This is a genomic window from Zhihengliuella sp. (assembly GCF_031178195.1).
GTDB lineage: Bacteria > Actinomycetota > Actinomycetes > Actinomycetales > Micrococcaceae > Zhihengliuella.
Genome location: NZ_JAPSJL010000004.1, coordinates 30,698 through 53,779 on the forward strand (window position 1 = coordinate 30,698; position 23,082 = coordinate 53,779).

The 23,082-nt window shown below is 72.2% G+C and carries 18 protein-coding genes; 11 read left to right on the forward strand and 7 right to left on the reverse strand.

Features of this window, described 5'->3' with window-relative positions; translation table 11 throughout:
* Nucleotides 1-229: 229 nt before the first annotated feature.
* The 3 genes from RIN46_RS07500 (at nt 230) to RIN46_RS07510 (ending at nt 4,850) form a co-directional block, all read left to right on the forward strand.
* A complete protein-coding gene (locus tag RIN46_RS07500) occupies nt 230-1,966 on the forward strand; it encodes an ABC transporter ATP-binding protein (RefSeq protein ID WP_309081507.1) in 1,737 nt (578 codons plus the stop codon).
* Nucleotides 1,967-2,089: 123 nt separating this feature from the next.
* A complete protein-coding gene (locus tag RIN46_RS07505; RefSeq protein WP_309081675.1) occupies nt 2,090-4,042 on the forward strand; it encodes an ABC transporter ATP-binding protein in 1,953 nt (650 codons plus the stop codon).
* A 40-nt stretch (nt 4,043-4,082) separates the two neighbouring features.
* Nucleotides 4,083-4,850, forward strand: coding sequence for a type II CAAX endopeptidase family protein (locus RIN46_RS07510; RefSeq protein ID WP_309081508.1), 768 nt, complete (start codon nt 4,083-4,085; stop codon nt 4,848-4,850).
* Nucleotides 4,851-4,864: 14 nt separating this feature from the next.
* Here the strand turns inward: RIN46_RS07510 and RIN46_RS07515 are convergent, their stop codons facing one another.
* Both RIN46_RS07515 and RIN46_RS07520 read right to left on the reverse strand, forming a co-directional pair.
* Complete coding sequence (locus tag RIN46_RS07515; protein WP_309081676.1) at nt 4,865-6,514, reverse strand: NAD(P)/FAD-dependent oxidoreductase; 1,650 nt, start codon at nt 6,512-6,514, stop codon at nt 4,865-4,867.
* Between the two features lie 260 nt (nt 6,515-6,774).
* Nucleotides 6,775-8,262, reverse strand: a complete 1,488-nt coding sequence (locus RIN46_RS07520) for an amino acid permease (protein WP_309081509.1) — start codon at nt 8,260-8,262, stop codon at nt 6,775-6,777.
* Between the two features lie 120 nt (nt 8,263-8,382).
* Here RIN46_RS07520 and RIN46_RS07525 point away from each other — a divergent pair, with 120 nt between their 5' ends.
* Complete coding sequence (locus RIN46_RS07525; RefSeq protein WP_309081510.1) at nt 8,383-10,035, forward strand: PucR family transcriptional regulator; 1,653 nt, start codon at nt 8,383-8,385, stop codon at nt 10,033-10,035.
* 64 nt (nt 10,036-10,099) lie between these two features.
* Here the strand turns inward: RIN46_RS07525 and RIN46_RS07530 are convergent, their stop codons facing one another.
* Entirely contained in the window at nt 10,100-10,711 is a 612-nt protein-coding gene (locus RIN46_RS07530) for a TetR/AcrR family transcriptional regulator C-terminal domain-containing protein (RefSeq protein WP_309081511.1), read from the reverse strand.
* A gap of 203 nt (nt 10,712-10,914) precedes the next feature.
* Between RIN46_RS07530 and RIN46_RS07535 the strand changes: the two genes are divergently transcribed.
* Entirely contained in the window at nt 10,915-12,549 is a 1,635-nt protein-coding gene (locus tag RIN46_RS07535) for an amidohydrolase (protein ID WP_309081512.1), read from the forward strand.
* Between the two features lie 42 nt (nt 12,550-12,591).
* On the forward strand, nt 12,592-13,968 hold the full coding sequence (locus RIN46_RS07540; protein ID WP_309081513.1) for an amino acid permease: 1,377 nt from the start codon (nt 12,592-12,594) through the stop codon (nt 13,966-13,968).
* Between the two features lie 75 nt (nt 13,969-14,043).
* Here the strand turns inward: RIN46_RS07540 and RIN46_RS07545 are convergent, their stop codons facing one another.
* Nucleotides 14,044-14,895 carry a nitrilase-related carbon-nitrogen hydrolase gene (locus RIN46_RS07545; RefSeq protein WP_309081514.1) on the reverse strand — a complete coding sequence of 284 codons (852 nt, stop codon included), beginning with the start codon at nt 14,893-14,895 and terminating at the stop codon, nt 14,044-14,046.
* Nucleotides 14,896-15,177: 282 nt separating this feature from the next.
* On the opposite strand from RIN46_RS07545, the gene RIN46_RS07550 reads away from it, so the two are divergent.
* From RIN46_RS07550 to RIN46_RS07570, 5 genes are all read left to right on the forward strand, one after another.
* Nucleotides 15,178-16,440 (forward strand): MFS transporter, encoded by a 1,263-nt coding sequence (locus RIN46_RS07550; RefSeq protein WP_309081515.1) that lies wholly within the window; start codon nt 15,178-15,180, stop codon nt 16,438-16,440.
* Between the two features lie 9 nt (nt 16,441-16,449).
* Nucleotides 16,450-17,790 carry an MATE family efflux transporter gene (locus RIN46_RS07555; protein WP_309081516.1) on the forward strand — a complete coding sequence of 447 codons (1,341 nt, stop codon included), beginning with the start codon at nt 16,450-16,452 and terminating at the stop codon, nt 17,788-17,790.
* A 31-nt stretch (nt 17,791-17,821) separates the two neighbouring features.
* Nucleotides 17,822-18,400 (forward strand): hypothetical protein, encoded by a 579-nt coding sequence (locus RIN46_RS07560; protein ID WP_309081517.1) that lies wholly within the window; start codon nt 17,822-17,824, stop codon nt 18,398-18,400.
* Between the two features lie 41 nt (nt 18,401-18,441).
* Nucleotides 18,442-18,768: a hypothetical protein gene (locus RIN46_RS07565; RefSeq protein WP_309081518.1), complete on the forward strand. Its 327-nt coding sequence runs from the start codon at nt 18,442-18,444 to the stop codon at nt 18,766-18,768.
* Nucleotides 18,769-19,032: 264 nt separating this feature from the next.
* On the forward strand, nt 19,033-19,632 hold the full coding sequence (locus RIN46_RS07570) for an NlpC/P60 family protein (protein ID WP_309081519.1): 600 nt from the start codon (nt 19,033-19,035) through the stop codon (nt 19,630-19,632).
* Between the two features lie 107 nt (nt 19,633-19,739).
* Here the strand turns inward: RIN46_RS07570 and mmuM are convergent, their stop codons facing one another.
* The 3 genes from mmuM to RIN46_RS07585 all read right to left on the reverse strand — a co-directional run bounded on the left by mmuM (nt 19,740) and on the right by RIN46_RS07585 (nt 23,032).
* Nucleotides 19,740-20,696: a homocysteine S-methyltransferase gene (gene mmuM / locus RIN46_RS07575; protein WP_309081520.1), complete on the reverse strand. Its 957-nt coding sequence runs from the start codon at nt 20,694-20,696 to the stop codon at nt 19,740-19,742.
* 53 nt (nt 20,697-20,749) lie between these two features.
* Nucleotides 20,750-22,189 (reverse strand): amino acid permease, encoded by a 1,440-nt coding sequence (locus RIN46_RS07580; RefSeq protein ID WP_309081521.1) that lies wholly within the window; start codon nt 22,187-22,189, stop codon nt 20,750-20,752.
* A 297-nt stretch (nt 22,190-22,486) separates the two neighbouring features.
* Nucleotides 22,487-23,032 (reverse strand): CGNR zinc finger domain-containing protein, encoded by a 546-nt coding sequence (locus RIN46_RS07585; RefSeq protein ID WP_309081522.1) that lies wholly within the window; start codon nt 23,030-23,032, stop codon nt 22,487-22,489.
* Between the last annotated feature and the right edge of the window lie 50 nt (nt 23,033-23,082).

A 23,082-nucleotide genomic window follows, 5' to 3' on the forward strand; every position in this document is an offset into this window, starting at 1 on the left:
ATTGTCTGGGAATACAGGTTTTGCTCAAGATGGCGCGAAACAGACGAGTTGTGTCGCAGAACATGCCACTCAGGCGCTGTGCATCCGTGTATGACGGGCGGATCGTCCCCTCCGTGGCCGCGAGGATCATCCTCTGGGTGGATTATCCTGCGGGACCGCTGCAGTAGGGTGCAACTGCCCGGGCCGCATCCGGCTGCCGGGGCACCCCAGGTCTAAGGACTCCCGACACATGCTCTTGCGTCTCATCGCGCAGTACTCCAAGCCGTACGCCGGGTGGATCGCCGCCGTACTGCTGCTGCAGCTGGCCACCACCATCGCCACGCTCTACCTCCCCAGCCTCAACGCCTCCATCATCGACGAGGGCGTGGTCAACGGGGACATCGACTTCATCTGGCGCACCGGCGGCGTGATGCTCGCCGTCGCGCTCGTCCAGGTCCTCACCGCCGTCGCCGCCGTCTACTTCGGTGCGAAGACGTCGATGGCCGTCGGCCGCGACATCCGCCGGTCCGTCTTCCACTCCGTGGCCGCCTTCTCGGCCCGCGAGGTCAACGAGTTCGGCGCGCCCACGCTCATCACCCGCGGGACCAACGACGTCCAGCAGGTCCAGATGCTCGTGCTGATGGGCCTGAACTTCATGGTGACGGCCCCGATCATGTGCATCGGCGGCGTCATCATGGCCCTGCAGGAGGACCCCGGGCTCTCCTGGCTCGTCTGGGTCTCGGTGCCGGTCCTCCTCGTCGTCGTCGGATTCCTCGTGGTGAAGCTGATGCCCCTCTTCCGCGTCATGCAGGAGCGGATCGACGGCATCAACGGCGTGCTGCGGGAGCAGATCACCGGCATCCGCGTGATCCGCGCGTTCGTGCGCGAGCCCTACGAGACGGAGCGCTTCCGCGAGGCGAATGAGAAGCTCACCGAGACCGGCGTGAAGGTCGGCCAGCTGTTCGTCCTGATGTTCCCGGTGATCGGGCTGATCCTGCACCTCGCCACCGCCGCCGTCCTGTGGTTCGGCGGCCAGCGCGTGGACGCCGGCGACATCCAGCCGGGCGCCCTCACGGCCTTCCTGCAGTACCTGCTGCAGATCCTCATGGCCGTCATGATGGGCACGTTCATGGCCATGATGATCCCGCGCGCCCTCGTCTGCGCCGAGCGCATCGGCGAGGTCCTCGACGTCGAGCCGTCGCTGCACGACCCGCAGACCGGGTCCGGGCTCCCTACGGCCGGCCGCGGCCGCGTCGAGTTCCGCGGCGTCTCCTTCGGCTACCCCGGTGCCGAGGAGCCGGTGCTGAAGGACATCTCCTTCACCGCCGAGCCGGGCCGCACCACGGCCATCATTGGCTCCACGGGCGCGGGCAAGACCACCCTGCTGAACCTGATCCCCCGCCTGTACGACGCCGGCCGCGGCCAGGTGCTGATCGACGGCGTCCCGGTGGACCGGCTGACGCGTCAGGCGCTGTCCGACGCCGTCGCGGCCGTCCCACAGAAGCCCTACCTCTTCTCCGGCACCGTCGCGTCGAACCTGCGCTACGGCGCCCCGGACGCCACGGACGAGGACCTCTGGACCGCGCTCGAGATCGCGCAGGCGACGGACTTCGTCCGGGACAAGGAGGGCGGGTTCGACGCCCCGATCTCCCAGGGCGGCACCAACGTCTCCGGCGGGCAGCGGCAGCGGCTCTGCATCGCCCGCGCGCTGGCGGCCCGGCCCTCCGTCTATCTGTTCGACGACTCGTTCTCCGCGCTCGATGTGTCCACCGACGCGCGGCTGCGGGCCGCCCTGAGGGAGAGCATCGCCGACGCGACCGTGATCCTGGTGGCCCAGCGCGTCGCGACCATCACCGAGGCCGACGAGATCCTCGTGCTCGACGACGGCCGGATCGTCGGCCGCGGCACCCACGAGCAGCTGCTCGAGACCAACGAGACGTATCGCGAGATCGTCGAATCCCAGATCACGGCGGAGGAGGTGGCCTAGATGGCCTGGAAGCGGAAGACCTCCGGCGAGGACTCGGGCGTCACGGTGGACGAGCCGAAGACGGCCCCCGAGGAGCTCACCGAGGAGGAGCTCAACGTCACCATCTCCGACGGCTTCGGCGACATGGCGCCCCCGCGCAAGCCCAAACACTTCTGGCCGTCCGCGAAGCGGCTCATCGGCCTGCTGGCGCCGCAGAAGGTCGGCCTGGCGCTCGTGTTCGGCTTCGTGACGATCGCCGTCGTCCTGAACGTGATCGCCCCCAAGGTCCTCGGCTACGCCATGGACGTCATCTTCTCCGGGTTCATCGGCGCGCGCATGCCCGCCGGGGCCACCCAGGAGCAGGTCGTCGCCGGACTGCGCGCCGAGGGGCAGGACGACGTCGCGCAGATGATCGCGAGCATGGAGCTCGTCCCCGGCACCGGGATCGACTTCCAGCGGCTCGGCCTGATCATCATGATCGTCCTGGCCATGTACTTCGTGTCCAACATCTTCATGTGGGCCCAGGGGTACATCCTGAACAACCTGGTCATGCGGGTGGTCTACAACCTGCGCCGCGACGTGGAGGACAAGCTCAACCGGCTGCCGCTGAACTACTTCGACACCCGCCAGCGCGGCGACGTGCTCTCCCGCGTCACCAACGACGTCGACAACATCCAGAACGCGCTGCAGCAGGCCTTCGCCCAACTCGTCCAGTCCGTGCTGACCGTCGTCGGCATCGTCGTGATGATGTTCGTGGTCTCCTGGCAGTTGGCCCTGATCGCCCTCATCGCCCTGCCGCTCTCCGCGGTCGCCGCCGGCGTCATCGGCGTCCGCTCCCAGAAGCTGTTCACCGAGCAGTGGCGGGCCACGGGGACCCTCAACGGCCAGATCGAGGAGGCGTTCTCCGGTCACGACCTGATGAAGGTCTTCGGTCGCGAGGACGACGCGCTGGCGCAGTTCGACGCGAAGAACGAGGCGCTCTTCAAGGCGTCCTTCGGCGCGCAGTTCGTCTCCGGCACGATCTTCCCGGTGATGAACTTCGTCTCCTACCTCGCCTACGTGGGCATCGCCGTCGTCGGCGGCCTGCGGGTGGCCTCCGGCCAGATGAGCCTGGGCGACGCCACCGCGTTCATCCAGTACTCCCGCGAGTTCACGCAGCCGCTCGGGCAGATCGCCGGCATGGCGAACATGCTGCAGTCCGGCGTCGCCTCGGCGGAGCGCACGTTCGAGCTGCTCGACGCCGACGAGCAGGACCCGGAGACCGCCGAGGAGCACCTGCCCCCGCGCACGGACGGCCACGTCGAGTTCCACCGCGTGTCCTTCTCCTACACGCCCGAGCGCCCCTTGATCGAGGACCTCTCGTTCGAGGCCGCGCCCGGGCACACTGTGGCGATCGTCGGACCCACCGGCGCCGGCAAGACCACGCTGGTCAACCTGGTCATGCGCTTCTACGAGCTCGACGCCGGCCGGATCACGCTCGACGGCGTGGACATCACCCGGCTGTCCCGCTCGGAGCTGCGCTCCAAGGCCGGCATGGTGCTGCAGGACGCGTGGCTGTTCAACGGCTCCATCATGGACAACATCCGCTACGGACGCCTCGACGCCACCGACGAGGAGGTGTACGTCGCGGCCCGCGCGACCTACGTGGACCGGTTCGTGCGCGCGCTGCCGGACGGCTACGAGACGGTGATCGACGACGGCGGGACCAACGTCTCCGCCGGTGAGCGCCAGCTGATCACCATCGCCCGCGCCTTCCTGGCGAATCCGTCGCTGCTGATCCTCGACGAGGCCACCTCCTCGGTGGACACGCGCACGGAGGTCCTGGTCCAGCACGCCATGAACGCCCTGCGGACCGACCGCACGTCGTTCGTCATCGCGCACCGGCTCTCCACGATCCGGGACGCGGACACGATCCTGGTGATGGAGGACGGGCGGATCGTGGAGCAGGGCGACCACGAGGAGCTCCTGGAGGCCCGCGGCGCCTACCACCGGCTCTACACCAGCCAATTCGCCGGGCCGGCCGAGGACCCCGACGCCGAACCGGACGGGAGCACGGTGCCACAGGTCGACGCTGGGACCGCCGCGCCCGGCCGGTAGCGGTCCCGGCCGGGCGCGGTGCGCCGATATCGTGGCACGTATGCATGACATCCAGCAGCCGTCGCCGTTCCCGGCGCCCCCGCGTCGCAGACAGCCCGTCTTCGACGCGGGGCGCTTCCGGCTCGCCGACGCCGTGGTCCTGGCCCTCTACGCGGGCCTGCTCATCCTGGGCGTGGCGGGTCTCCTGCTGTTCGTCCCCGCCTACCGGGAGCAGTTCCCCACGGACACGCTGGCGCTCTTCTCGGTCAACCTGCTGACCTATGCGGTCCTCTTCACGGCCGTCATGATCGTGGTGGCACCGAAGCTCCTCGAGAGCTTCCGGACCTTCCGCTACCACCCGTGGGCCAAGGCGTTCCTCATCCCGGGCCTGTGGCTGGCCTCCATCCTGACGACGGCGGGCATCCTCATCGCGGCGGGCGTGGACCCCACCAAGAGCGAGAACCAACTGGCCATCGAGGTCATGACCCGCGAGGTCCCCTTCGCGACCATGCTGGTCACCACCGCGATCATGGGCCCCATGGTGGAGGAGTACGTCTTCCGCCACCTGCTGATCGGCAAGCTCGGGCGGAGGATCCCGGTGTGGATCTGCGTGCCGATCTCGATCGTCGCGTTCGCCGGCCTGCACTTCGTCGGCTCCGGGACGTTCGACCCGGTCTCGGCGATCCCGTACCTGGTGCTCGGCACGGTCATCAGCCTGGCCTACGTGTTCAGCGGCCGATCCTTGGCGTACGCGTACGTCCTGCACGCGTTCAACAACGTCGTCTCGCTGGTGCTCTCCTACCTCATGCTGCCGCTGCTGGGCGGCTGAGCCCGGGGCCCGGATCAGACCAGCGGCATGGGCCCGATCTCGTCGACCAGATCGCCCGGGCCCGGGTTCTCCGAGCTGCTGGAACCGCCCAGGTGGTTCACCACGCCCCAGACCGCGTTCAGACCCGTGGTGACGGCGCCCTCGGCCCACCCGGCCGTGAAGGAGACGTCGTCGCCGGCCAAGAAGATGCCGCGCTGGTGCGCGGGCAGCCGGTCCTGCTTGAAGTGCGTGAACAGGCGCTGCTGGTAGCGGTAGTGCCCCGGCAGGTTCGCCTTGAAGGCGCCCATGAAGTTCGGCTCGGCCTCCCAGGAGACGGTGATCGGCTCGCCCACGATGTGCGAGGCGATGTCCACGTCCGGATAGATCTGCGCGAGCGAGTGCAGCATGAGGCGCACGCGCTCGTCCGCGTCGAGCGCCAGCCACTTCAGGGCGTCGTCGTTCCACGTGTAGGAGAGCAGGATGACGGCGGGCTGGTCCGGGCCGTTGTCCAGCAGGTACGTGGCGCGCGGAAGCCGGTCCGTGAGGGTCATGGACAGGACGTCGCGGCCGGTCTGCGGGTCGCGCTCCTTCCAGAACGGGCGGTCCACCATCACGAAGGTCTTGGAGGACTGCATGTAGTGGTTGCGCTCGATCGCGGTCCACAGGCCGGGCTCGAAGAGCGCCTCCTCGGTGTCGATCCGGGTGGACAGCAGCCAGGTCTGGCAGGTGACGACGGCGGTCGGGTACGCGGCCGTGTGGCCCCATTTGTCCGTGATCAGCAGGTCGCCCTCGGGGCGCTCGTCGGTGGCCGGACCGCGGGAGATGCGGGCGACGGCGCCGCGGGTGCTGCCGTGGTGCAGGCTCGCCAGGGAGGTGCCCGCGGGCCAGTGCACGAGGTCCTCGGGCGCGTGGTTCCAGAGCGCCTCCGGCAGGCGCTGGGCGCCGCCGACGATCCCGCGGTGCTCGTCGTCCGCGTTCGTGTAGACCACGCGCAGGATCTCGAGGATGGAGTTCGGGAAGTCGGTGTCCCAGCCGCCGCTGCCGAAGCCGACCTGCCCGAACGCCTCGCGGTGCTCGAAGCCGGCCTCCTTGAAGGCCCGGCTCGCGGCGACGAACCCGTAGAACGTCTGCTCGTCGAAGGAGGGGATCATGGCGTTCCAGATCTCCTTGATGCGGGGCACGTCGCGGAAGCGCAGCGCCTCCTGCATCTCCTCGAACATCGCGTGCTCCTTCAGCGCGGCGCTCCACGCGTCGGAGACCTCGCGGAAGAAGGCCGGCAGGTCCGCCTCCTCCTCGGCGTAGTGCTTCTCGCCGGCGAGCTCGATCACCGTGCTGCTGGTGGCGGGGGAGAGCGGGTTGGGGAAGTCCTCGGTCTCCAGGCCGAGCAGCTCCACGTAGTGGTAGAAGGACTTGCCGGAGACGGGGAAGCGCATCCCGCCGAGGTCCACGGTGACGCCGGGTGCGCCGTCGAACGACGCCGTCTTGAGGCGTCCGCCGATGTGCCCGGCCTCGTAGATCACGGGCTTCAGGCCCAGCTTCATCAGCTCGTAGGCGGCGACCAGGCCGGAGAGGCCGGCGCCGACGACGGCGACCTCGGTGCCGTACTGCTCCGGCGGCACGGCGCCGAGGCCGGCCGGGTGCTGCAGGTAGTGGTCGTAGCTGAACGGGAAGTCCGGGTTCAGCATGGTGACCGGGGGGAGGTCCGTGCTCAGCCCGCCGTGGGCGGTGGCCGTGGACGGTGACGTGGAGGCTGTGGTCATCTCAGCGGTGTTCCTTAGCGGTGGGGCGCGCCGCGGGGCGCGGGTGTTCGAAAGAGCGTGCGGGGCGGGCCGATCCGGCGGCCCCGGCGCGCCGCGCGCCGCGGGTTCGGGGCGCGGGGCCGGGCGCCGGGCGCCGGGCGCCGGGAACGGCCGTGGTGGTCGGCCGTCGTGGTCGGCCGCGGTGGTCAGGCGTCGGCGCCGTGCTGGTCCGCCTCGGTCCGGGCGGCGAGGCTGGCCTGGGAGTGCCGGCGGCCGTAGCCGAGGTAGACGAGCGCGCCGACGACCATCCAGGCGAGGAAGACCCACCAGGTGGTCAGGCCGAGGTTCACCATCAGGTAGACGCACATCGCGGCGCCGAGCAGCGGGACCACCGGGAAGAACGGAACCCGGAAGGTGCGCTCCATGTCCGGGCGACTGCGCCGCAGGTAGATCACGGACAGGTTCACCAGCATGAAGGCGAACAGGGTGCCGATGCTGGTGGCGTCCGCGAGCTGTCCCAGCGGGATCAGGCCGGCGATGACGGCGATGACCACGCCGCAGATCAGCGTGCCGGCGGCGGGAGTCCCGGTGCGGCGGTCGACGCGGCCCAGGATCCGGGGGACCAGGCCGTCGCGGGCCATGGTCATCAGGATGCGGGTCTGGCCGTAGAGCACGGTCAGGACCACGGAGGCGATGGCGACGACCGCGCCGATGGCGAAGATCAGCGAGATCCATTTGGCCCCGGTGATCTCCTGCAGGATGACCAGCAGCGCGGCCTCCGTGCCGTCGAACCAGTTCCACTCGCGGGCGCCGACGGCGGCGACGGCCACCAGGATGTACAGGGCGGTGACGATGACCATGGAGGCGATGATGGCCCGGGGCAGGTCCCGCTGCGGGTTCTTGGCCTCCTCGCCGGCCGTGGACGCGGCGTCGAAGCCGATGTAGGAGAAGAACAGGCGCGAGGCCGCGGCAGACATGCCGGCGACGCCCATCGGCATCAGGGTCTCGTAGTGCGCGGCCTGGAACGCGGTGAAGGCGATGCCGACGAAGAGCAGGAGGACGGCGATCTTGATGACCACCATGACCGTGTTGACCCACGCGGCCTCGTTGACGCCGCGGATCAGCAGGAGCATGGCGAGCAGGACCAGGACGATGGCCGGCAGGTTGATCAGGGAGCCGTCCGCCCCGCCCGGAGGCGCGGAGAGCTCCACGGGCAGGCCGAGCCCGAAGATCCGCAGCGTCTCGTTGACGTACTCGGCCGAGCCGACCGCGACGGCCGCCACCGAGACTCCGTACTCGAGGACCAGGCACCAGCCGCAGACCCAGGCCAGGCCCTCGCCCATGGTCGCGTAGGTGTAGGAGTAGCTGGAGCCGGAGACGGGGACCGCGCCGGCCATCTCGGCGTAGGAGACGGCGGAGAGCAGCGCGGCCAGGCCGGCGATCAGGAAGGAGATCCAGACGGCGGGGCCGGCCATCGGCACGGAGGAGCCGAGCACCACGAAGATGCCGGTGCCGAGCGTGGCGCCGACGCTGATCATGGTCAGCTGCCACACGCCCAGGGAGCGCTTGAGCCGTCCGCCGCCCGCGGAGCCGTCGGTGCCGGCAGCGGCGACCATCTGCTCGATGGGCTTGCGGCGCTTGAGCTGCTGGGCCAACGGCTCCCGCGGCAGCGTTGACGCGTGAGTGTCGATCATAGTGAGTCCTGTTCTGGCGGGGGTGCGGGTCCGCTGCGCGGATTCCTCGGCCGGTCGCCCACCAGCGTGCCATGTGAGCTGACTAACAAAATGGGCGGAATCGTCCTAGAGTTCTCCAGTATGAGTCATTCTGCACCACAACCGGACATCGGCGGCCTGGCCACCGTGCCCCTCGAGCGCTTCCTGGCGGCCCTGCCGCCGGGCAGCCGCCGGGTGTACGACGCCGGGGCCGACGGGGGTGCTCCCGCCGCCGTGCGCTGGGTCGAGCCGAGCGAGCTGGAGGACCCGACGCCGTACCTCCTCGAGGGCGAGGTGGTGATGACGGCCGGGCTCCCCTTCGAGGGCGCCGGCGGAGCGCCGGAGGCGGTGGACCGCTACGTGGCCCGGCTCGTGGGGGCCCAGGTCTCAGCCCTGGTGTTCGGCCTCCAGCCCTACTTCGAGCACGTCCCCGACGCGCTGGCCGCGGCGTGCCGCCGGCACCGGCTCACGCTGGTGGAGGTCCCCTCGGAGATCCCCTTCGCGGCCCTGGGCCTCGAGTTCTCACGGCTGCTGGAGGCGGAGAACGTGCGCGTGATGCGGCGGATGGCCGAGGGGAACCGGCACCTCATGCGCGCCGCCCTGGCACCCCGGCCGGAGGCGGAGCTGCTCAAGGCGCTCACGCTGACAGTGCCCGGCTGGGCGCTCGTCGTCGGGGCGAACCGCAGGGCCCGCGCCCGGGCCGTGTCCTCCCGGTCCCAGGCCGGGGTCCCCGGCCAGGAGGTCCTGGACGAGGTCCTCGATGCGCTCTTCGCCGGCCGCGGGCCGCGGGTGGAGACGCGCCAGCTGGAACCGGCCGGGGCGGGGTGGATCGCCGCGCATCCTCTGCGCAGCGCCCGCGACGGCACGCTCGGGGCGCTCGTGCTGGGGGCCGTGCAGCCGCTCGAGGCGGCGGAGCAGTCCGTGGTGGGCACCGCCGTCGGACTGCTGGAGGCGCTGCTGCGCCAGCGCACCGAGGGCGCCTTGGCGCCGAGCCAACTGGCCACCGGCCTGCTGCTCCGGACCGACGCGGAGACCCGCGGCGGCGAGGGGGTCGCCGCACTCGCGGCCCAGAGCGCGGCCGCACCGGTGGGCGCCCCGCTGCGCGTGGTCCAGGGGTTCCCGGTGGAGGGGCGTCCGACGCCGTCCCAGCCCGCGCCCGGTCGCGGTTCCCGGCCCTCGGCGCGGATCGACGTCGCCAGCGCGGTCCTGCGCTGGCGGCGGGTCTTCGACACGAAGCTGGTGGAGCTGACGGAGACCGGCTTCACGGCTGTCACCCGGCTGGCCGTGGACCGGTCCCTGGTCAACGAGGTGGAGGCCCTCGGGTGGCGCCTGGTGATCTCCGAGGCGGTGCCGGTCGCCGAGCTGCCGGAGACGCACCGGCGGCTCAGCGCGCTCCGGCACCAGGCCATGGAGGCCGGCCGGACGCTGCGGGCCTCCGGCGACCCCGTCTCCGTGCCCGGTCTGCTGGGGCGGCAGGCCGGCGAGCTGCTGTTCGCGGAGGCGTTCTCCCCGCTCGCGGAGCTGGAGGCCGACCGGGCCGCCGGACTCCTCGACGTCCTGGAGGCCTGGCTCGGCGCGCACGGCGGCTGGGACGCCACGGCCAAGGCGACCGGGCTGCACCGCAACAGCGTGCGCCGCCAGATCGCCCAGCTCGGGGAGCTGATCGGCCGGGACCTCGACGACGCGCAGACGCGGGCCGAGCTGCTGATCGCGCTGCGGTACCGGCCGTCGTCGTACCTGACGCGCACCAGCTGAGGCGAGCGCTCGATCGCCGCGGTGGGGCACCTCCGGGCAGCCCGCGGCGCCCCGGGGTCCGCGGTCAGGACTCCGGGCGCCGCAGGCGGTCGCGCAGTCCCGCCAGGAGGGCCGTCAGGCCGAGCTCGAAGGCGGCCGCGGCGCTCGACGCCGCCGCGTTCCCGGGTGCGAGGGCGCGACGGATCGCGGGCAGGTCCGCCGGGAGGGCGTCCGCGGTCAGCAGGTCCGGCGGGGCGACCAGGTCCAGGGCGGCGCCCAGGACGAACGCCTCGACCGTGCGCATGGCCGCGACCGCCTCGCCGGGGGGCCAGCCGCCGCGGACGAGGCCGTCCACCACCTGCTCGTACATGCGGTAGGTGGTCTCGTCGCGGATGGGCGTGGTGGCCAGCAGGCGGATGCACGCCGGATGCGCGCCGAACGCTGCGGCGTAGGACCGGGCCCACCGCTCGAGCGCCGCGTCCCACGGCACGGCGGCGAAGGCGGACGTGTCGATGGACGCGACGATCTCCGCGCGGATCAGCTCCACCAGCTGCGGGCGCCCGCTGACGTGGTTGTAGAGGGAGGACACGCGACGGTCGACGCGGGCCGCGAGGTTCCGCATGGACAGGGCGTCCTCGCCCTGCTCGTCGAGCAGTTCGAGCGCGGCCGCGACGAGGGCCGGGCGACTCAGGTGCATGCTGCTCCGATCTCAAGGGTGTGGGCTGGGTCACAGAAATCGCTTGTCAGCCCCTCCGCCTGGGCGTACCCTACCAATCACCCGGTACGAACACTGTTCGTACCGGGTTTCGGACGGAATGCATCCGACGGGATACGCCCGACGAGATGCGGCGGAGGTTCCGCGCGGACGGGGCGAGTACGGACGAGTGCGAGGGAGCGCGAGTGGCTGGGAGCATCTATTTCGACGGCGGCACGGTCTGGCTGGGCCCCGAGCACGGGGAGGCCGACGCGCTCCTGGTCCTCGACGGGCGGATCGCCGCCGTCGGCGCCGAGGCGCGCGAGCGGGCGCACGAGGCGGACCGGCGCGAGGACCTCGGGAACGGGTTCCTCCTGCCGGCCTTCGGGGACGGGCACGCGCATCCGCAGTTCGGGGGACTGGAGGACGTCGGCCCGGCCGTGGCGGGCTGCGGGTCCGTCGAGGAGGTCGTCGCCGAGGTCCGCCGGTACGCCGCCGAGCACCCCGACGCCGAATGGATCACGGGCGCCTCCTACGAGGGCAGCCTCGCGCCGGAGGGGCTCTTCGACGCCCGCTGGCTCGATGCGGCGGTCGCCGACCGGCCCGTGATGCTTCGCGCCAACGACTACCACACGGCCTGGTGCAACACGCGGGCCCTGGAGCTCGCCGGCATCACCGCCGCCACGCCCGAGCCCGAGCTCGGCGAGATCCCCCGCCGGCCGGACGGCAGCCCCCTGGGCACGCTGCGCGAGTGGGGCGCCGTCGAGCTCGTCACCGCCGTCGTGCCGCCCCGGGCCCTCGGGGAGCGCGCGGCCGCGATCGACCGGGCCGCGGACTACTACCTGGCCCGCGGCGTCACCTGGGTGCAGGACGCGTGGGTCGAGCCCGACGACGTCGAGGCGTACCTCGAACTCGCCCGCCGCGACGCGCTGCGGCTGCGCCTGAACCTGGCGCTGTACGCCGATCCGCGGCGGTTCGACGAGCAGCTCCCCGTCATGCTCCGCTCGCGGCGTGCCGTCGCCGACGCCGGGAACCCCCGGCTGACGGCGAACACCGTGAAGTTCTTCGCGGACGGAGTGGTGGAGAACCAGACCGGTGCGCTGCTCGAGCCGTACTGCTCCGGCCTCCACGACCACGGACTGCGGGTCTGGGACCCGGCGGCGCTGGACGACGCCGTCCGCCGGGTCGACGCGCACGGGTTCCAGATCCACATCCACGCGATCGGCGACGCCGCCGTCCGGCAGGCGCTCGACGCGATCGAGCACGCGGTCGCCGCCAACGGGCCGCGGGACCGCCGCCCCGTCATCGCCCACGCCCAGCTCGTCGACGCCGCCGACATGGCGCGCTTCGCCGAGCTCGGCGTGATCGCCTGCATGCAGCCGCTGTGGGCGCAGCTCGACGCGCTCATGACGGTGCTGACCGTGCCGCGGCTGGGCACGGAGCGCTCCGAACGCCAGTACGCCCTGCGGTCGCTGCTGCGGACCGGGGCGACGCTGTCCTTCGGGTCCGACTGGCCGGTCTCGTCCGGGGCGCCGCTCGAGGGGATCTCGGTGGCCGTCTCGCGGACCACGGAAGCCGGCGACCCGGCCGGCGGCTGGACGCCGCACGAGATCCTCGACGTCGGCGTCGCGCTCGACGCCTACACCCGGGCCGTGGCCTTCCAGGCGTTCGCGGATGCGTCCGACGCGCCGTGGGGGCGGATCGAGCCGGGCGCGAGCGCCGACCTCGTCTGGCTGTCCGCGGACCCGCGGGCCGTCAGCGCACCGGACATCGCCCGGCTCGAGGTCCGCGAGACCTATCTGGCCGGCCGGCCCGCCGAGGTCCGGACGGCCACCCACTGACGCCCCGGGGCGCCTCCTGCACCTCCTCGGAAAGGTCTCGACATGTCGCACGAATCAACAGCAGTCCGCCTCGGAGCCGTCGCCGGACGCGGGGAGCCCCGGCTGCTCCGGGTGCTGGGGACGCCGTCCCTGGTGTTGTTCGGCCTGGTCTACATGGTTCCGCTGACCGTCTTCACGACCTACGGGATCGTGACGGAGACGACGGGCGGGCGCGTGCCCGCCGCCTACCTCGTGACCCTGGCCGCGATGGTCTTCACGGCGAACTCCTATGCCCGGATGGTGCGGGCGTACCCGGTCGCCGGGTCCGCGTACACGTACACGCAGCAGAGCTTCGGTGCCGCACCCGGCTTTCTCGCCGGCTGGTCGCTGCTGCTCGACTACCTCTTCCTGCCGATGATCAACTACCTCGTCATCGGCCTCTACCTCAACGCCGCGCTCCCCGCCGTGCCGGCGTGGGTGTTCGTGCTGGCCGCGATCGCCCTGGTCACCGTCCTCAACGTGGTCGGCATCGTCTCGATCGCGCGGACCAACGCCCTGATCATCGCGGTCCAGGTCGTCTTCATCGCCGCGTTCGTCGTCCTCGGAGCGGCCGCCGTCTCCGGGGCCGGCGTCGTCGACCCGGTGGCCCCGCTGGCCGGGGACGGCTCCGTGGAGGGTCCGGGCGCGCTGTTCGCGGGCGCGGCGGTGCTCTGCCTGTCCTTCCTCGGCTTCGACTCCGTCTCCACGATGGCGGAGGAGGCCCGGGACGCGCGGCGGTCGGTGCCGCGGGCCATCCTCTTCACCACACTCGTCGCCGGTGCCACGTTCATCGGGCTGTCCTACCTCGCCCAGCTCGTGTTCCCGTCCAACGAGTTCACGGACGTCGACTCCGCGGCGCTCGACGTCATGGCGGCGGCCGGCGGTCAGTTCCTGGCCGTGTTCTTCACGGCCGCCTACGTCGCCGGGGCCCTGGGGTCCGCGCTCACGTCGCAGGCCGCCGTGGCGCGGATCCTCTATGCGATGGGGCGCGACGGAGTGCTGCCCCGCTCGGTCTTCGGCCGGCTCTCGGCCCGGTTCAACTCGCCGGTCCCGGCGATCCTCTGCGTCTCGGCGGTCTCGTGCGCCGCTGTCTTCATCAGCCTGGGGCTGCTGGCGGAGATGATCAGCTTCGGCGCCCTCATCGCCTTCTCGGCGGTCAACCTCTCGGTGATCAAGCACTACGTCGTGGACGAGGGGAGGCGGAGCGGACGTGACCTCGCGGCGTACCTCGTACTCCCGGGGGTCGGCTTCGCCCTGACGGTCTGGCTCTGGACCAGCTTGTCTCCGCGGACCCTCGTCGTGGGCCTCGTCTGGATGGCCCTGGGCGTGGTCTACCTGGCGTGGCTGACCCGGGGGTTCCGGCGGCGCACTCCCACGCTGGACCTCGCCGAGGAGGCCTGAACGGTCCGGTCCGAGCCCGGCAGTCGCAGTCCGGCCGTTCGCGAGGGGGCGGGGGCGACCGGGGCCGGCGCAGCGTCAGCGGTCCGCGGCCCACTCCCGGTAGACGACCGGGCGGCGCTCGCGCAGGTACGGGACGCGCGCGCGGGCGGCCGCAGCGTCCTCGGCGGAGACCTCCGCCGTGATGAGCGTGAGCTCGGACGGCCCGGCCTCGTGCCGGGCCGCGCTCGCCACGAGCGTCCCCGTGGGCCCCACGACGAGGCTGCCGCCGCCGAGCTGGATCGGGCCCTCGAGCGACGGTGCCGGCCCGGCGTGGTTGGCGTACGCGATCGCCACCTGGGACTCGAGCGCCCGCGCCGGCAGGAGGATGTCCTGCACCTCCGTGAACTCCGCCGTCAGCGCGGTCGGGACGGCGATCAGGTCCGCCCCCGCCTCGGCGGAGGCGCGCACGGACTCGGGGAACTCGACGTCGTAGCAGATCAGCAGGCCCACGTTCAGCCCGTCGATCCGCACCACCGGCGGCGCTGCCGTGCCGGCGGTGAACACCTCCTGCTCCTCGCCGCCGAACAGGTGGACCTTCGTGTAGGTGGCGAGGCGCTCGCCGGACGGCGCCACGATGCCGGCCGTGATGCCCCACGCGTCCGCGGCGCGCCGGGGCGCGCTGTAGACCAGATGCAGGCCGTGGGCGCGCGCGATGTCGGCCGCGCCGTCGTCGATCCGGCGGACGACGGTGTCCGTCAGGTGCGGCGCGATCGTCGCCGGCGAGTAGCCGGTGGTGAACAGCTCCGGGGTGATGAGCAGGGACGCGCCCTCGGCGGCTGCCTGCCCCGCGGCCCGGTCGATGCACGCCAGGTTCTCGGCGACGGCCGCCTCCAGCGGGACGCCGCCGCCCGGGACGGAGGCCGTGGCCTGCATGACGCTGATCCTCATGGTGCTCCTGTGCTCTGACGCGGTGGCGTGTCCTGCCGGGGTGCTTCTGCTCAGCATAGGCTCCGGCGACGCCGGGCGCTCCGGGATGTTTCATCCCCTCCGGGGGTGGCCCGGGTCCAACCGTCCCGGCCGCCGCCCCTCCCGGGGCCGCCCCTCTTGAGGCCTCACCCCCCGTGCCCTGCCGGCCTCCGCCAGCGAGCGCAGCTGCCCCCGCCGGCGGCGGCCTTACCCCGCGTGCCCCGACGGGCCCAGCCGGGGCCCGGGGCGGCATAGGCTGTGAGCGTGGCAGACGGCGGCAGGGTTCCCTCCGGCTCCGGGCCCGGCTGGGAGGGCCACCTCCCCGGGAGCCCGGCCTTCCGGCGCGTCATCGTCGCGCTGTTCGCCGCCGGCGTCGCCGCCTTCTGCCAGCTGTATGCCACGCAGAGCATGCTTCCTGCGCTGGCCCGGGAGTTCGCGGTCTCCGAGGCCCGCGCCGCCCTCAGCGTCTCCGCCGCCACGGCGGGGCTGGCCTGCGCCGTGCTCCCCTGGAGCGCCGTCGCGGACCGGCTGGGGCGGCGGACCACGCTGCTCGCCGCACTGACGGCCTCGGTGGTGATCGGCGCCGGGGTCTGCCTGGCCCCCGACTACTCGTGGCTGCTCGTGGCTCGGTTCGCGCAGGGCGCCGCCATCGCCGGCGTCCCCGCGACCGCCATGGCGTACCTCTCCGAGGAGCTCAGCCGCGCAGCGGTGCCCGTGGCGGCCGGGCTCTTCGTCGCCGGGAACACCGTCGGCGGCCTGACCGGGCGCCTGATGGCCGGGCCCCTCGGCGAGCTGGTCTCGTGGCGGCTGGGCGTCGGGGCCGCCACCGTGCTCGCCGCCGGCGCGACCCTGGTGTGCCTGCGCGCCGCGCCGCGCCCGCGCGGCTTCGTCCCCGTCTCCCGGGCCTCGGGGGACCGGGGTCCCTCCTTCCTCGCGCGGCTGGGCGTCGCCGCGCGGGACCGCCGGCTGCTGGCGCTCTACGGCCAGGCGTTCCTGCTCATGGGCGGCTTCGTGGCGGTCTACAACTACCTCGGGTTCCGCCTGGAGCATGCACCGCTGAACGTGCCGCCGGAGCTCACGGCCTTCGTCTTCCTCGCCTACCTCGCGGGCACGTGGTCCTCCAGCCGGGCCGGCCGGACCGTCCGGCGGTTCGGGCGCCTCCGCACGCTGCTCGGCGGCACGGCCGTCATGGTCGCCGGGCTGGCCCTGACCCTGGTGCCCTGGCTCCCGGGAATCGTCGCCGGCATGGTCCTGCTGACGGCCGGGTTCTTCGTGGCCCACTCGGTGGCCACCGGCTGGATCTCCGCCTTCGCCCCGCAGGGCCGCGCCCAGGCGACCAGCCTCTACAACCTCGGGTACTACGGCGGCTCGAGCCTCTTCGGGTGGGCCGTGGGGCTGGCCTTCGCCCCGCTCGGCTGGCCCGGCGTCGTCGTCGGGGTCGGCGCCCTCGCCCTCGCGGCCGCGGCGTGGGCCGTCGTCGCCCTGAGCGGGCAGCCCGGCGGCGGCAGGCCGCACCTCCAGCGCTAGGCTGGTGCGGTGACTGCCTACCGACCCGCCACGCAGCCGCGCCGCGGCCTCGGCCGTGCCATCCTCGCCCTCGCGATCCCGGCCCTCGGCGCCCTGATCGCCGAGCCCCTCTTCCTCGCCGCGGACACCGCGATCGTCGGCCACCTCGGCGTCCCCGAGCTCGCCGGCGCCGGACTCGGCGTCACCGTGGTGGGCACCGGCGTCGGACTCCTGATCTTCCTCGCGTACTCCACCACGCCGGCGGTCGCCCGGCACGTGGGCGCGGGGCGCCTGCCGGACGCGTTCGCCGCGGGGCGCGACGGCGTCTGGCTCGCCCTGGCGCTCGGCGTGGTGCTCGCGGTGGCCGGGTGGCTCACCGCGCCCGGGCTCGTGGCCGCCATGGGCGGCGCGGGCGCCGTGGCGGGCTTCGCCGTCGACTACATCCGCTGGTCCATGCCGGGACTGCCGGCGATGCTCCTGGTCCTCGCCGCCACCGGCGTGCTGCGCGGACTGCAGGACACCCGCACGCCGCTGCTCGTCGCGACGGTCGGGTTCGGGGCGAACATCGGCCTGAACTGGCTGCTCGTCTACGGGGCCGGGCTGTCCGTGGCCGGCAGCGCCATCGGCACCTCCGTGGTCCAGTGGGCCATGGCCGCGGTCTACCTGGCGCTGCTGGTGCCGCGCGCCCGCGCCGAGGGCGTCCGGCTGCACCCGCACGCCGCGGGCATGATCGCGATGGCCCAGGTGGGCTCGTGGCTGATGCTGCGCACCGTCAGCCTGCGTGTCGCGATCCTCGCCACCGTCTGGGTGGCCACGGCGCAGGGCGCCGTCACGCTGGCCGGGCACCAGCTGGTCTTCACCCTCTTCACGTTCCTGGCGTTCGCGCTGGACGCGCTCGCGATCGCCGCGCAGGCGCTCATCGGCAAGGAGCTCGGCGCGGGCCGGACCGACGTCGCGCACGAGCTCACCCGCACCATGATGCGCTGGGGCGTCCTCTTCGGGCTCGTCACCGGCGCCGCGCTGGCCGTCGCCGCACCGTGGGTGCCGTGGCTCTTCACGCAGGACCACGACGTCGCCCGCGCCGCCACCGTGGGCCTGTGGGTCCTCGCCGCCTCGCAGCCGGTGTGCGGGTTGGTCTTCGTGCTCGACGGCGTCCTGATCGGCGCGGGCGACGCACGCTACCTGGCGCTCGCCGGATTGGTGGCGTTCGCTCTCTACGCGCCGTTGCTGGCGATCGCCGCGGTGGCCGACGTGGCGCAGCCGATCCTCGCGCTGTGGCTGGCCTTCGGCATCGGCTATCTCTGCGCCCGCGCGCTCACGCTCGTCTGGCGCGTGCGGAACGACGCGTGGATGCGGGTCGGCGCCGCGTAGACGCTTCGGCGGCAGCGCCTAGACTCGGAGGGTGCCTGCCAACGCCATCTCCGCCGACCTCGCCGCCGCGTACTGGAAGCCGACGCTCTACCGCGGCGTGCTCGCCGCGGCCTTCGGTCTGACCAGCGTGTTCTGGGCGGACCCGCCCGCCGGGACGCTGGCCTGGATCTTCGCCCTCTTCCTCGTCGTCACCGGCGTCGCCGTGCGGCGCATGGCCATGCTGGAGGAGACGCCGTCGGCGGCCAAGGGGTACTGGGCGCTCGTGGTCGTCGCATGGCTGATCGGCGCGATCGCGCTCGTGTTCCTCGGCACAGCCAGCGGGCTGATCTGGGCCGGCGGACTGGCGTGGATCGTCGGCGGCCTGCTGCAGCTTCTGGCCTGGTTCAAGCTGCGCACCACGTTCGGGCCCGCGCGCGACTGGCTGGTCCCCGCCGTCGTGGAGATCGGCATCGGCGCGGGCCTGTTCATCGTCCCGGGGCTCGACGCGCACGGCATCTTCGGCATCGCCGGCGGAGGCCAGATCGTCGTGGCCGTCTTCACGCTGATCGCGGGCTTCGGCCTGCTCTTCGACGCCCGCCGCCGCGGTGGAGTCGCAGCGGCCGACCGGTAGACTGGATCCGTTCAGCAACCCTTTCTCTGGAGGCATTTCCCGTGGCCAACAAGCCCAAAGCGCCGTGGCAGCAGGGCATCAAGGCACCCCTGGTCTTCTCCCTGGTCATGGCCCTGATCGCCGGCGTCGTCGCCACGTTCGCCGCCGCCGGGGGCACCGAGAACGGCCTCCGGATCGACATCGGGCTCATCGCCTTCGGCGTGGCCTTCATCGTCTCCCTCGTCGTCATCTCGCTGATGATCATGGCGGGCCGGGAGAACGACAGCGACTTCGGCACCGGCTCCGGCGTCAACCGTTCGTCGAAGCACCCGGACCGCAGGGCCTCGGACAGGCACACCGGCGAGTACGGCCAGAAGAAGGGCCACTAGTCGGGCCGTCCCGGCTCACGCCCGCAGGGCACCGCAGCGGAAGCGGGTCCGAGCGCCTGAGTGAATCCCCTGATCCGCCCTTGCTGAAGGCCGCCCCGCGGGCGGCCTTCCCTCGTCCGGGCACCTTGCGGGGGTTGCGATTTGATAACGGACCTGTATCGTCGGATAACGTTCCGGTAACGGAGGGGGGGTCGAGGTGCCTCTGCGGAGCACCTCGGCGCCGCTCGGCCGGAGCGCCCGACCGCTGTCTATCAAGGTAATCCCATGTCCCACTTCTTCCATGACGCCCGCACGCCGACCGAGGACGCCGTCGCCCTGCCCCGCCGCATGCGCTCGCTCGCGCTGGGCGCGGCCGGCATCCTGACCATTGCCGGCGCCACGCTGGCGGGACCTGCGCCGGCCTCGGCCCATGACACGGCTTCGACCGAGCAGTCCACCGAGCAGGCGAGCTACGCCGAGCCCGCTTCCGCCGAGTCTGTCGGCGGAGCCTGGGAGCACGCCGTCCAGTGGGCCGTCGACAAGGCCAACGATCCGAACGTCCACTACGGTTGGGGCGGCACGGGGCCGAACAGCTACGACTGCTCCGGATTCACGGAGGGTGCCCTCGCCGAGGCCGGCATCGAGGCGCCGCGCACCTCCGGCGACCAGTTCGCCGCGGCCAGCGAGCACGTCTCGCTGGACCAGCTGCAGGTCGGCGATCTCGTCTTCTGGTCCAACGACGGCACCGCCGAGGGCATCTACCACGTGGCCCTGTACATCGGCGACGGTCAGATCGCCCACGCCCGCAACGCGGAGATGGGCGTCGCCGTGACGGACGTGGACTACAGCCCGCACAACATGCTCGACGTCGCCGCGCGCTACTGACCCGACGGCGTCCCGTCCGGAGGGCGGCTCCACGGCAGCGTGCCGCGGGGCCGCCCTCCGTCCTCCCCGCACGGGAGCCGAAGCAGGGGACCGCTCCCGGAGCGGGCTTAGCCGGCGTGGATCGCCGTGCCCACCGCCGCGATGTCCCGCGGGGTCGTCCGGCAGCAGCCGCCGATCAGTCGGGCACCGAGCGCCCGCCACTCGGCGACCCCGTCCGCCGGCCCGGAGAGCTCCGCTCCCGCGGACGTCGTCGCCGGCGCAGGAGACCAGGTCTTCGTCGTGGGATCGTAGGCCTCGCCCGAGTTCGGATAGGCGATGAGCGGCAGATCCGACGCCGCGCCCAGCGTCGTCAGCGCCGGCGTCACCAGCTCCAGCGGCACGCAGTTCACCCCGATCGCCGCGACCCGCGGCTCCACGGCGCACCGCGCCGCCACCTCGTCCAGCGACGTCCCGTCGCTGAGGTGCCCGCCGTCCCGCAGCGTGAACGAGAACCAGGCCTCGACGTCGTACTCCGCCACCAGTTCCAGCAGGGCCTCGGCCTCCGCGGCCGAGGGCAGGGTCTCGCAGGCGAGGCAGTCCGCCCCCGCGGCGACGAGCGCCTCGACGCGCGGCCGGTGGAAGTCCTCGAACGCGGCGCGGCCCAGCCGGTAGTCGCCCCGGTACTCCGATCCGTCGGCCAGGTAGGCGCCGTAGGGGCCCACCGAGCCGGCGACCACCAGCTCCGCCGATCCCGCGTGCGCTTGCGCGTAGGCCGTGCGCGCCGCATCGGCCAGGTGCACGCTCGAGGCGACCAGCTCCAACGCCGTCGCCTGGTCGATGCCGCGCTGCGCGAATCCCTGCGGCGTCGCCTGGTAGCTGGCCGTGATGGCGATCCGGGCGCCGGCCTCGAAGTACTCGCGGTGGACCCGCTCGATCAGGTGCGGCTGCTCGAGGAGGACCTTGGCGGACCACAGCGGATCCGCGAGATCGCACCCGTGCCGTTCCAGCTCGGTCGCGAGGGCGCCGTCCACCACCAGGTCCTCGCCGGCGGCGAGGAGGCGGCTCAGGCGGGTGCTGCGGGGCATGCGGTCCTCCAGGGGGCGGGATCGGAGTCGAAGCGGATCGGCTCTGGGCGGGGTCAGCGAATCGGTCGCGAGCGGACGGTCCGCCGGAGCCTGAAGTGATAGTAGGCGTAGCACGCGCCGACGAACGGGAGGCCGAAGTAGAGGGCCGCCACCTGCTCGGGATCGAACGCGATGCCGATCAGCGAGACAAGGCAGAGCGCGAAGGCCAGGATCGGGACCACCGGGAAGAAAGGCGAGCGGTACGGCAGATCGGCGATGTCGCCGCCGGCGCGGACGAAGGCCCGCCGGTGGAAGAAGTGCGAGGCGGTGATGGACATCCAGACCCCGACGACGGCGAAGCCGGAGATCGAGACCAGGACCAGGAAGACCGTCTCCGGGGCGATGACGCTGCTGATCAGCGACGCCAGCCCGCCGAGCATGCTCACGGAGAGCGCGACCAGCGGGATGCCGCGGCGGGTGACCCGGCGCAGGACGGCGGGGGCCTGGCCCTCGTCGGCGAGCGAGTAGAGCATGCGGGCGCAGGAGAACAGGCCGCTGTTCCCGGCGGACAGGAGGGCCGTGATGATGACGAAGTTCATCAGGTCCGCCGCCCACGGGATGCCGATGGTCGAGAAGACCGTGACGAAGGGACTCTCATCCACGCCGACCTCCTGGTACGGCACGGTCGCCGCGATGACGGCGATGGCACCGACGAAGAAGATCAGGAGCCGGATCACGGTGCTGCGCATGGCCTTCGGGATGCTGGTCGCCGGATCCTTGGTCTCGCCCGCGGCGACGCCGATCAGCTCCGAGCCGGAGAACGCGTAGAAGACGGCCAGCGTGGTGATCAGGACGCCCGTGAAACCGTTCGGGAAGAGGCCGGCGGTGGTCTGGAAGTTCTCGAAGAGGAAGGGGTGGTCGCCGCCCTCGCTCAGCGGGCGGAAGCCGAGGAGCGCCGCGCCGCCGAGGACGATGAGTCCGATCACCGCGGCGACCTTGACCAGGGCGAACCAGAACTCGGCCTCGCCGAAGAACTTCGACGAGACCGCGTTGAGTCCGAAGAGCAGGGCCGCGAAGACCAGGCACCAGATCCAGACGTCGACGGCCGGGAACCAGCGCTGCATGAGCAGGCCAGCGGCGGTGAACTCCGAGCCGAGCGCGACGGCCCAGGTCAGCCAGTACAGCCAGGCGGTCGCGAAGCCCGTGCCCGGGCCGATCGAGCGGGTGGCGTAGACGTGGAACGCGCCTGAGACCGGGTAGGCGACGGCGAGCTCGCTGAGGCAGGACATCACCAGGTAGACCACGAACGCGCCGATGAGGTAGGCGATCACGGCACCGAGCGGGCCCGCCTGCGAGATCGTGTAGCCGGAACTGACGAAGAGCCCGGAGCCGATCACCCCGCCCATGGCGATCATGATCAGGTGCCGCGGACCGAGGGACCGCTGGAGGCCGGTCTCGGCAGGCTGCGCGGCGGCGCTCGCCGCTGCCGGGGCGGCAGAGATCGAGGGGTTCATGGGGACTCCCGGGAATCGTCGTGTCAGAGGTGGGCGTGCCGGTGCCGCTGCCGGAGAGGCGAGAGGGGCGCGGGCGACGGAAGGACTTTACCGGCGCGTCGGGAGCGGGTTCGCCCCGGAGTCGGTCGGTTACAACGGCCCGGGAGGCGCCTCGGAAGATGACCCGGCATGACGTTCCGAGTCGGCATTGTTACTGCCCAGGCATGGCACTTCACGCCAAGGGATGGGGTAGGCCGGAACTCCGTCGCGAGCTCTCCTAAGCCAGGGAACGGGCCGCATGGCCCGCGGCCGCCCCGGTCAGGCGGACCGTGCCTTGCGCTCGCGGTAGGCGCGGACGTGCTCGCGGTTCGCGCAGTTGCCCGTGTCGCAGAACCGCTTGGACCGGTTGCGGGACTCGTCCAGCAGCAGTGCCTCGCAGTCCTGCGCCGCGCAGACGCGCAGGCGCTCGAGCTCGCCGCTGCGGATCACGTCGAGCACGGCCAGGGCGATCTCCACGGCGATGCGCTCGGCCAGCGGTGCCTCCGGCGTGGTCGCGTGCAGGTGGTAGTCCCACCCGTCGTGCTTGACGAGCTGCGGGAGGGCACGCGCGTTGCGCAGGATGTTGTTCACCAGTTCGACGGCGTGGTCCTCCTCCGCCGTCCAGAGGGTGCGGAACACCGTCCGCAGGTGACGCACCTCGCGCAGCTCGCCCTCGGTCCGCGTCCGCGATCCGGTGAAGTCCTCCTCCTGCAGGAAGTGGTCCAGGTCGGCCATGGTCCGCAGGTCGTCCCCGGGCCCCGCCGCCGTGTTCACCAGGTGGACGGCCGTCTTCAGTGACAGCAGGGTGTCAGGGGCAAAGTGCATGACGGTTGTGAACCTCCGGGGATGAGCGCGTATCATCGTCTGTCAGGAGT

Excerpts from the sequence above, each read along its gene's own strand:
- RIN46_RS07505 (WP_309081675.1), top strand. The coding sequence starts at position 2,090 with ATGGCGCCCCCGCGCAAGCCCAAACACTTCTGGCCGTCCGCGAAGCGG.
- RIN46_RS07570 (WP_309081519.1), top strand. The coding sequence starts at position 19,033 with ATGTCCCACTTCTTCCATGACGCCCGCACGCCGACCGAGGACGCCGTC.
- RIN46_RS07545 (WP_309081514.1), bottom strand. The coding sequence starts at position 14,895 with ATGAGGATCAGCGTCATGCAGGCCACGGCCTCCGTCCCGGGCGGCGGC.
- mmuM (WP_309081520.1), bottom strand. The coding sequence starts at position 20,696 with ATGCCCCGCAGCACCCGCCTGAGCCGCCTCCTCGCCGCCGGCGAGGAC.
- RIN46_RS07530 (WP_309081511.1), bottom strand. The coding sequence starts at position 10,711 with ATGCACCTGAGTCGCCCGGCCCTCGTCGCGGCCGCGCTCGAACTGCTC.
- RIN46_RS07585 (WP_309081522.1), bottom strand. The coding sequence starts at position 23,032 with ATGCACTTTGCCCCTGACACCCTGCTGTCACTGAAGACGGCCGTCCAC.
- RIN46_RS07510 (WP_309081508.1), top strand. The coding sequence starts at position 4,083 with ATGCATGACATCCAGCAGCCGTCGCCGTTCCCGGCGCCCCCGCGTCGC.
- RIN46_RS07540 (WP_309081513.1), top strand. The coding sequence starts at position 12,592 with ATGTCGCACGAATCAACAGCAGTCCGCCTCGGAGCCGTCGCCGGACGC.
- RIN46_RS07525 (WP_309081510.1), top strand. The coding sequence starts at position 8,383 with ATGAGTCATTCTGCACCACAACCGGACATCGGCGGCCTGGCCACCGTG.
- RIN46_RS07500 (WP_309081507.1), top strand. The coding sequence starts at position 230 with ATGCTCTTGCGTCTCATCGCGCAGTACTCCAAGCCGTACGCCGGGTGG.
- RIN46_RS07580 (WP_309081521.1), bottom strand. The coding sequence starts at position 22,189 with ATGAACCCCTCGATCTCTGCCGCCCCGGCAGCGGCGAGCGCCGCCGCG.
- RIN46_RS07515 (WP_309081676.1), bottom strand. The coding sequence starts at position 6,514 with ATGCTGAACCCGGACTTCCCGTTCAGCTACGACCACTACCTGCAGCAC.
- RIN46_RS07520 (WP_309081509.1), bottom strand. The coding sequence starts at position 8,262 with ATGATCGACACTCACGCGTCAACGCTGCCGCGGGAGCCGTTGGCCCAG.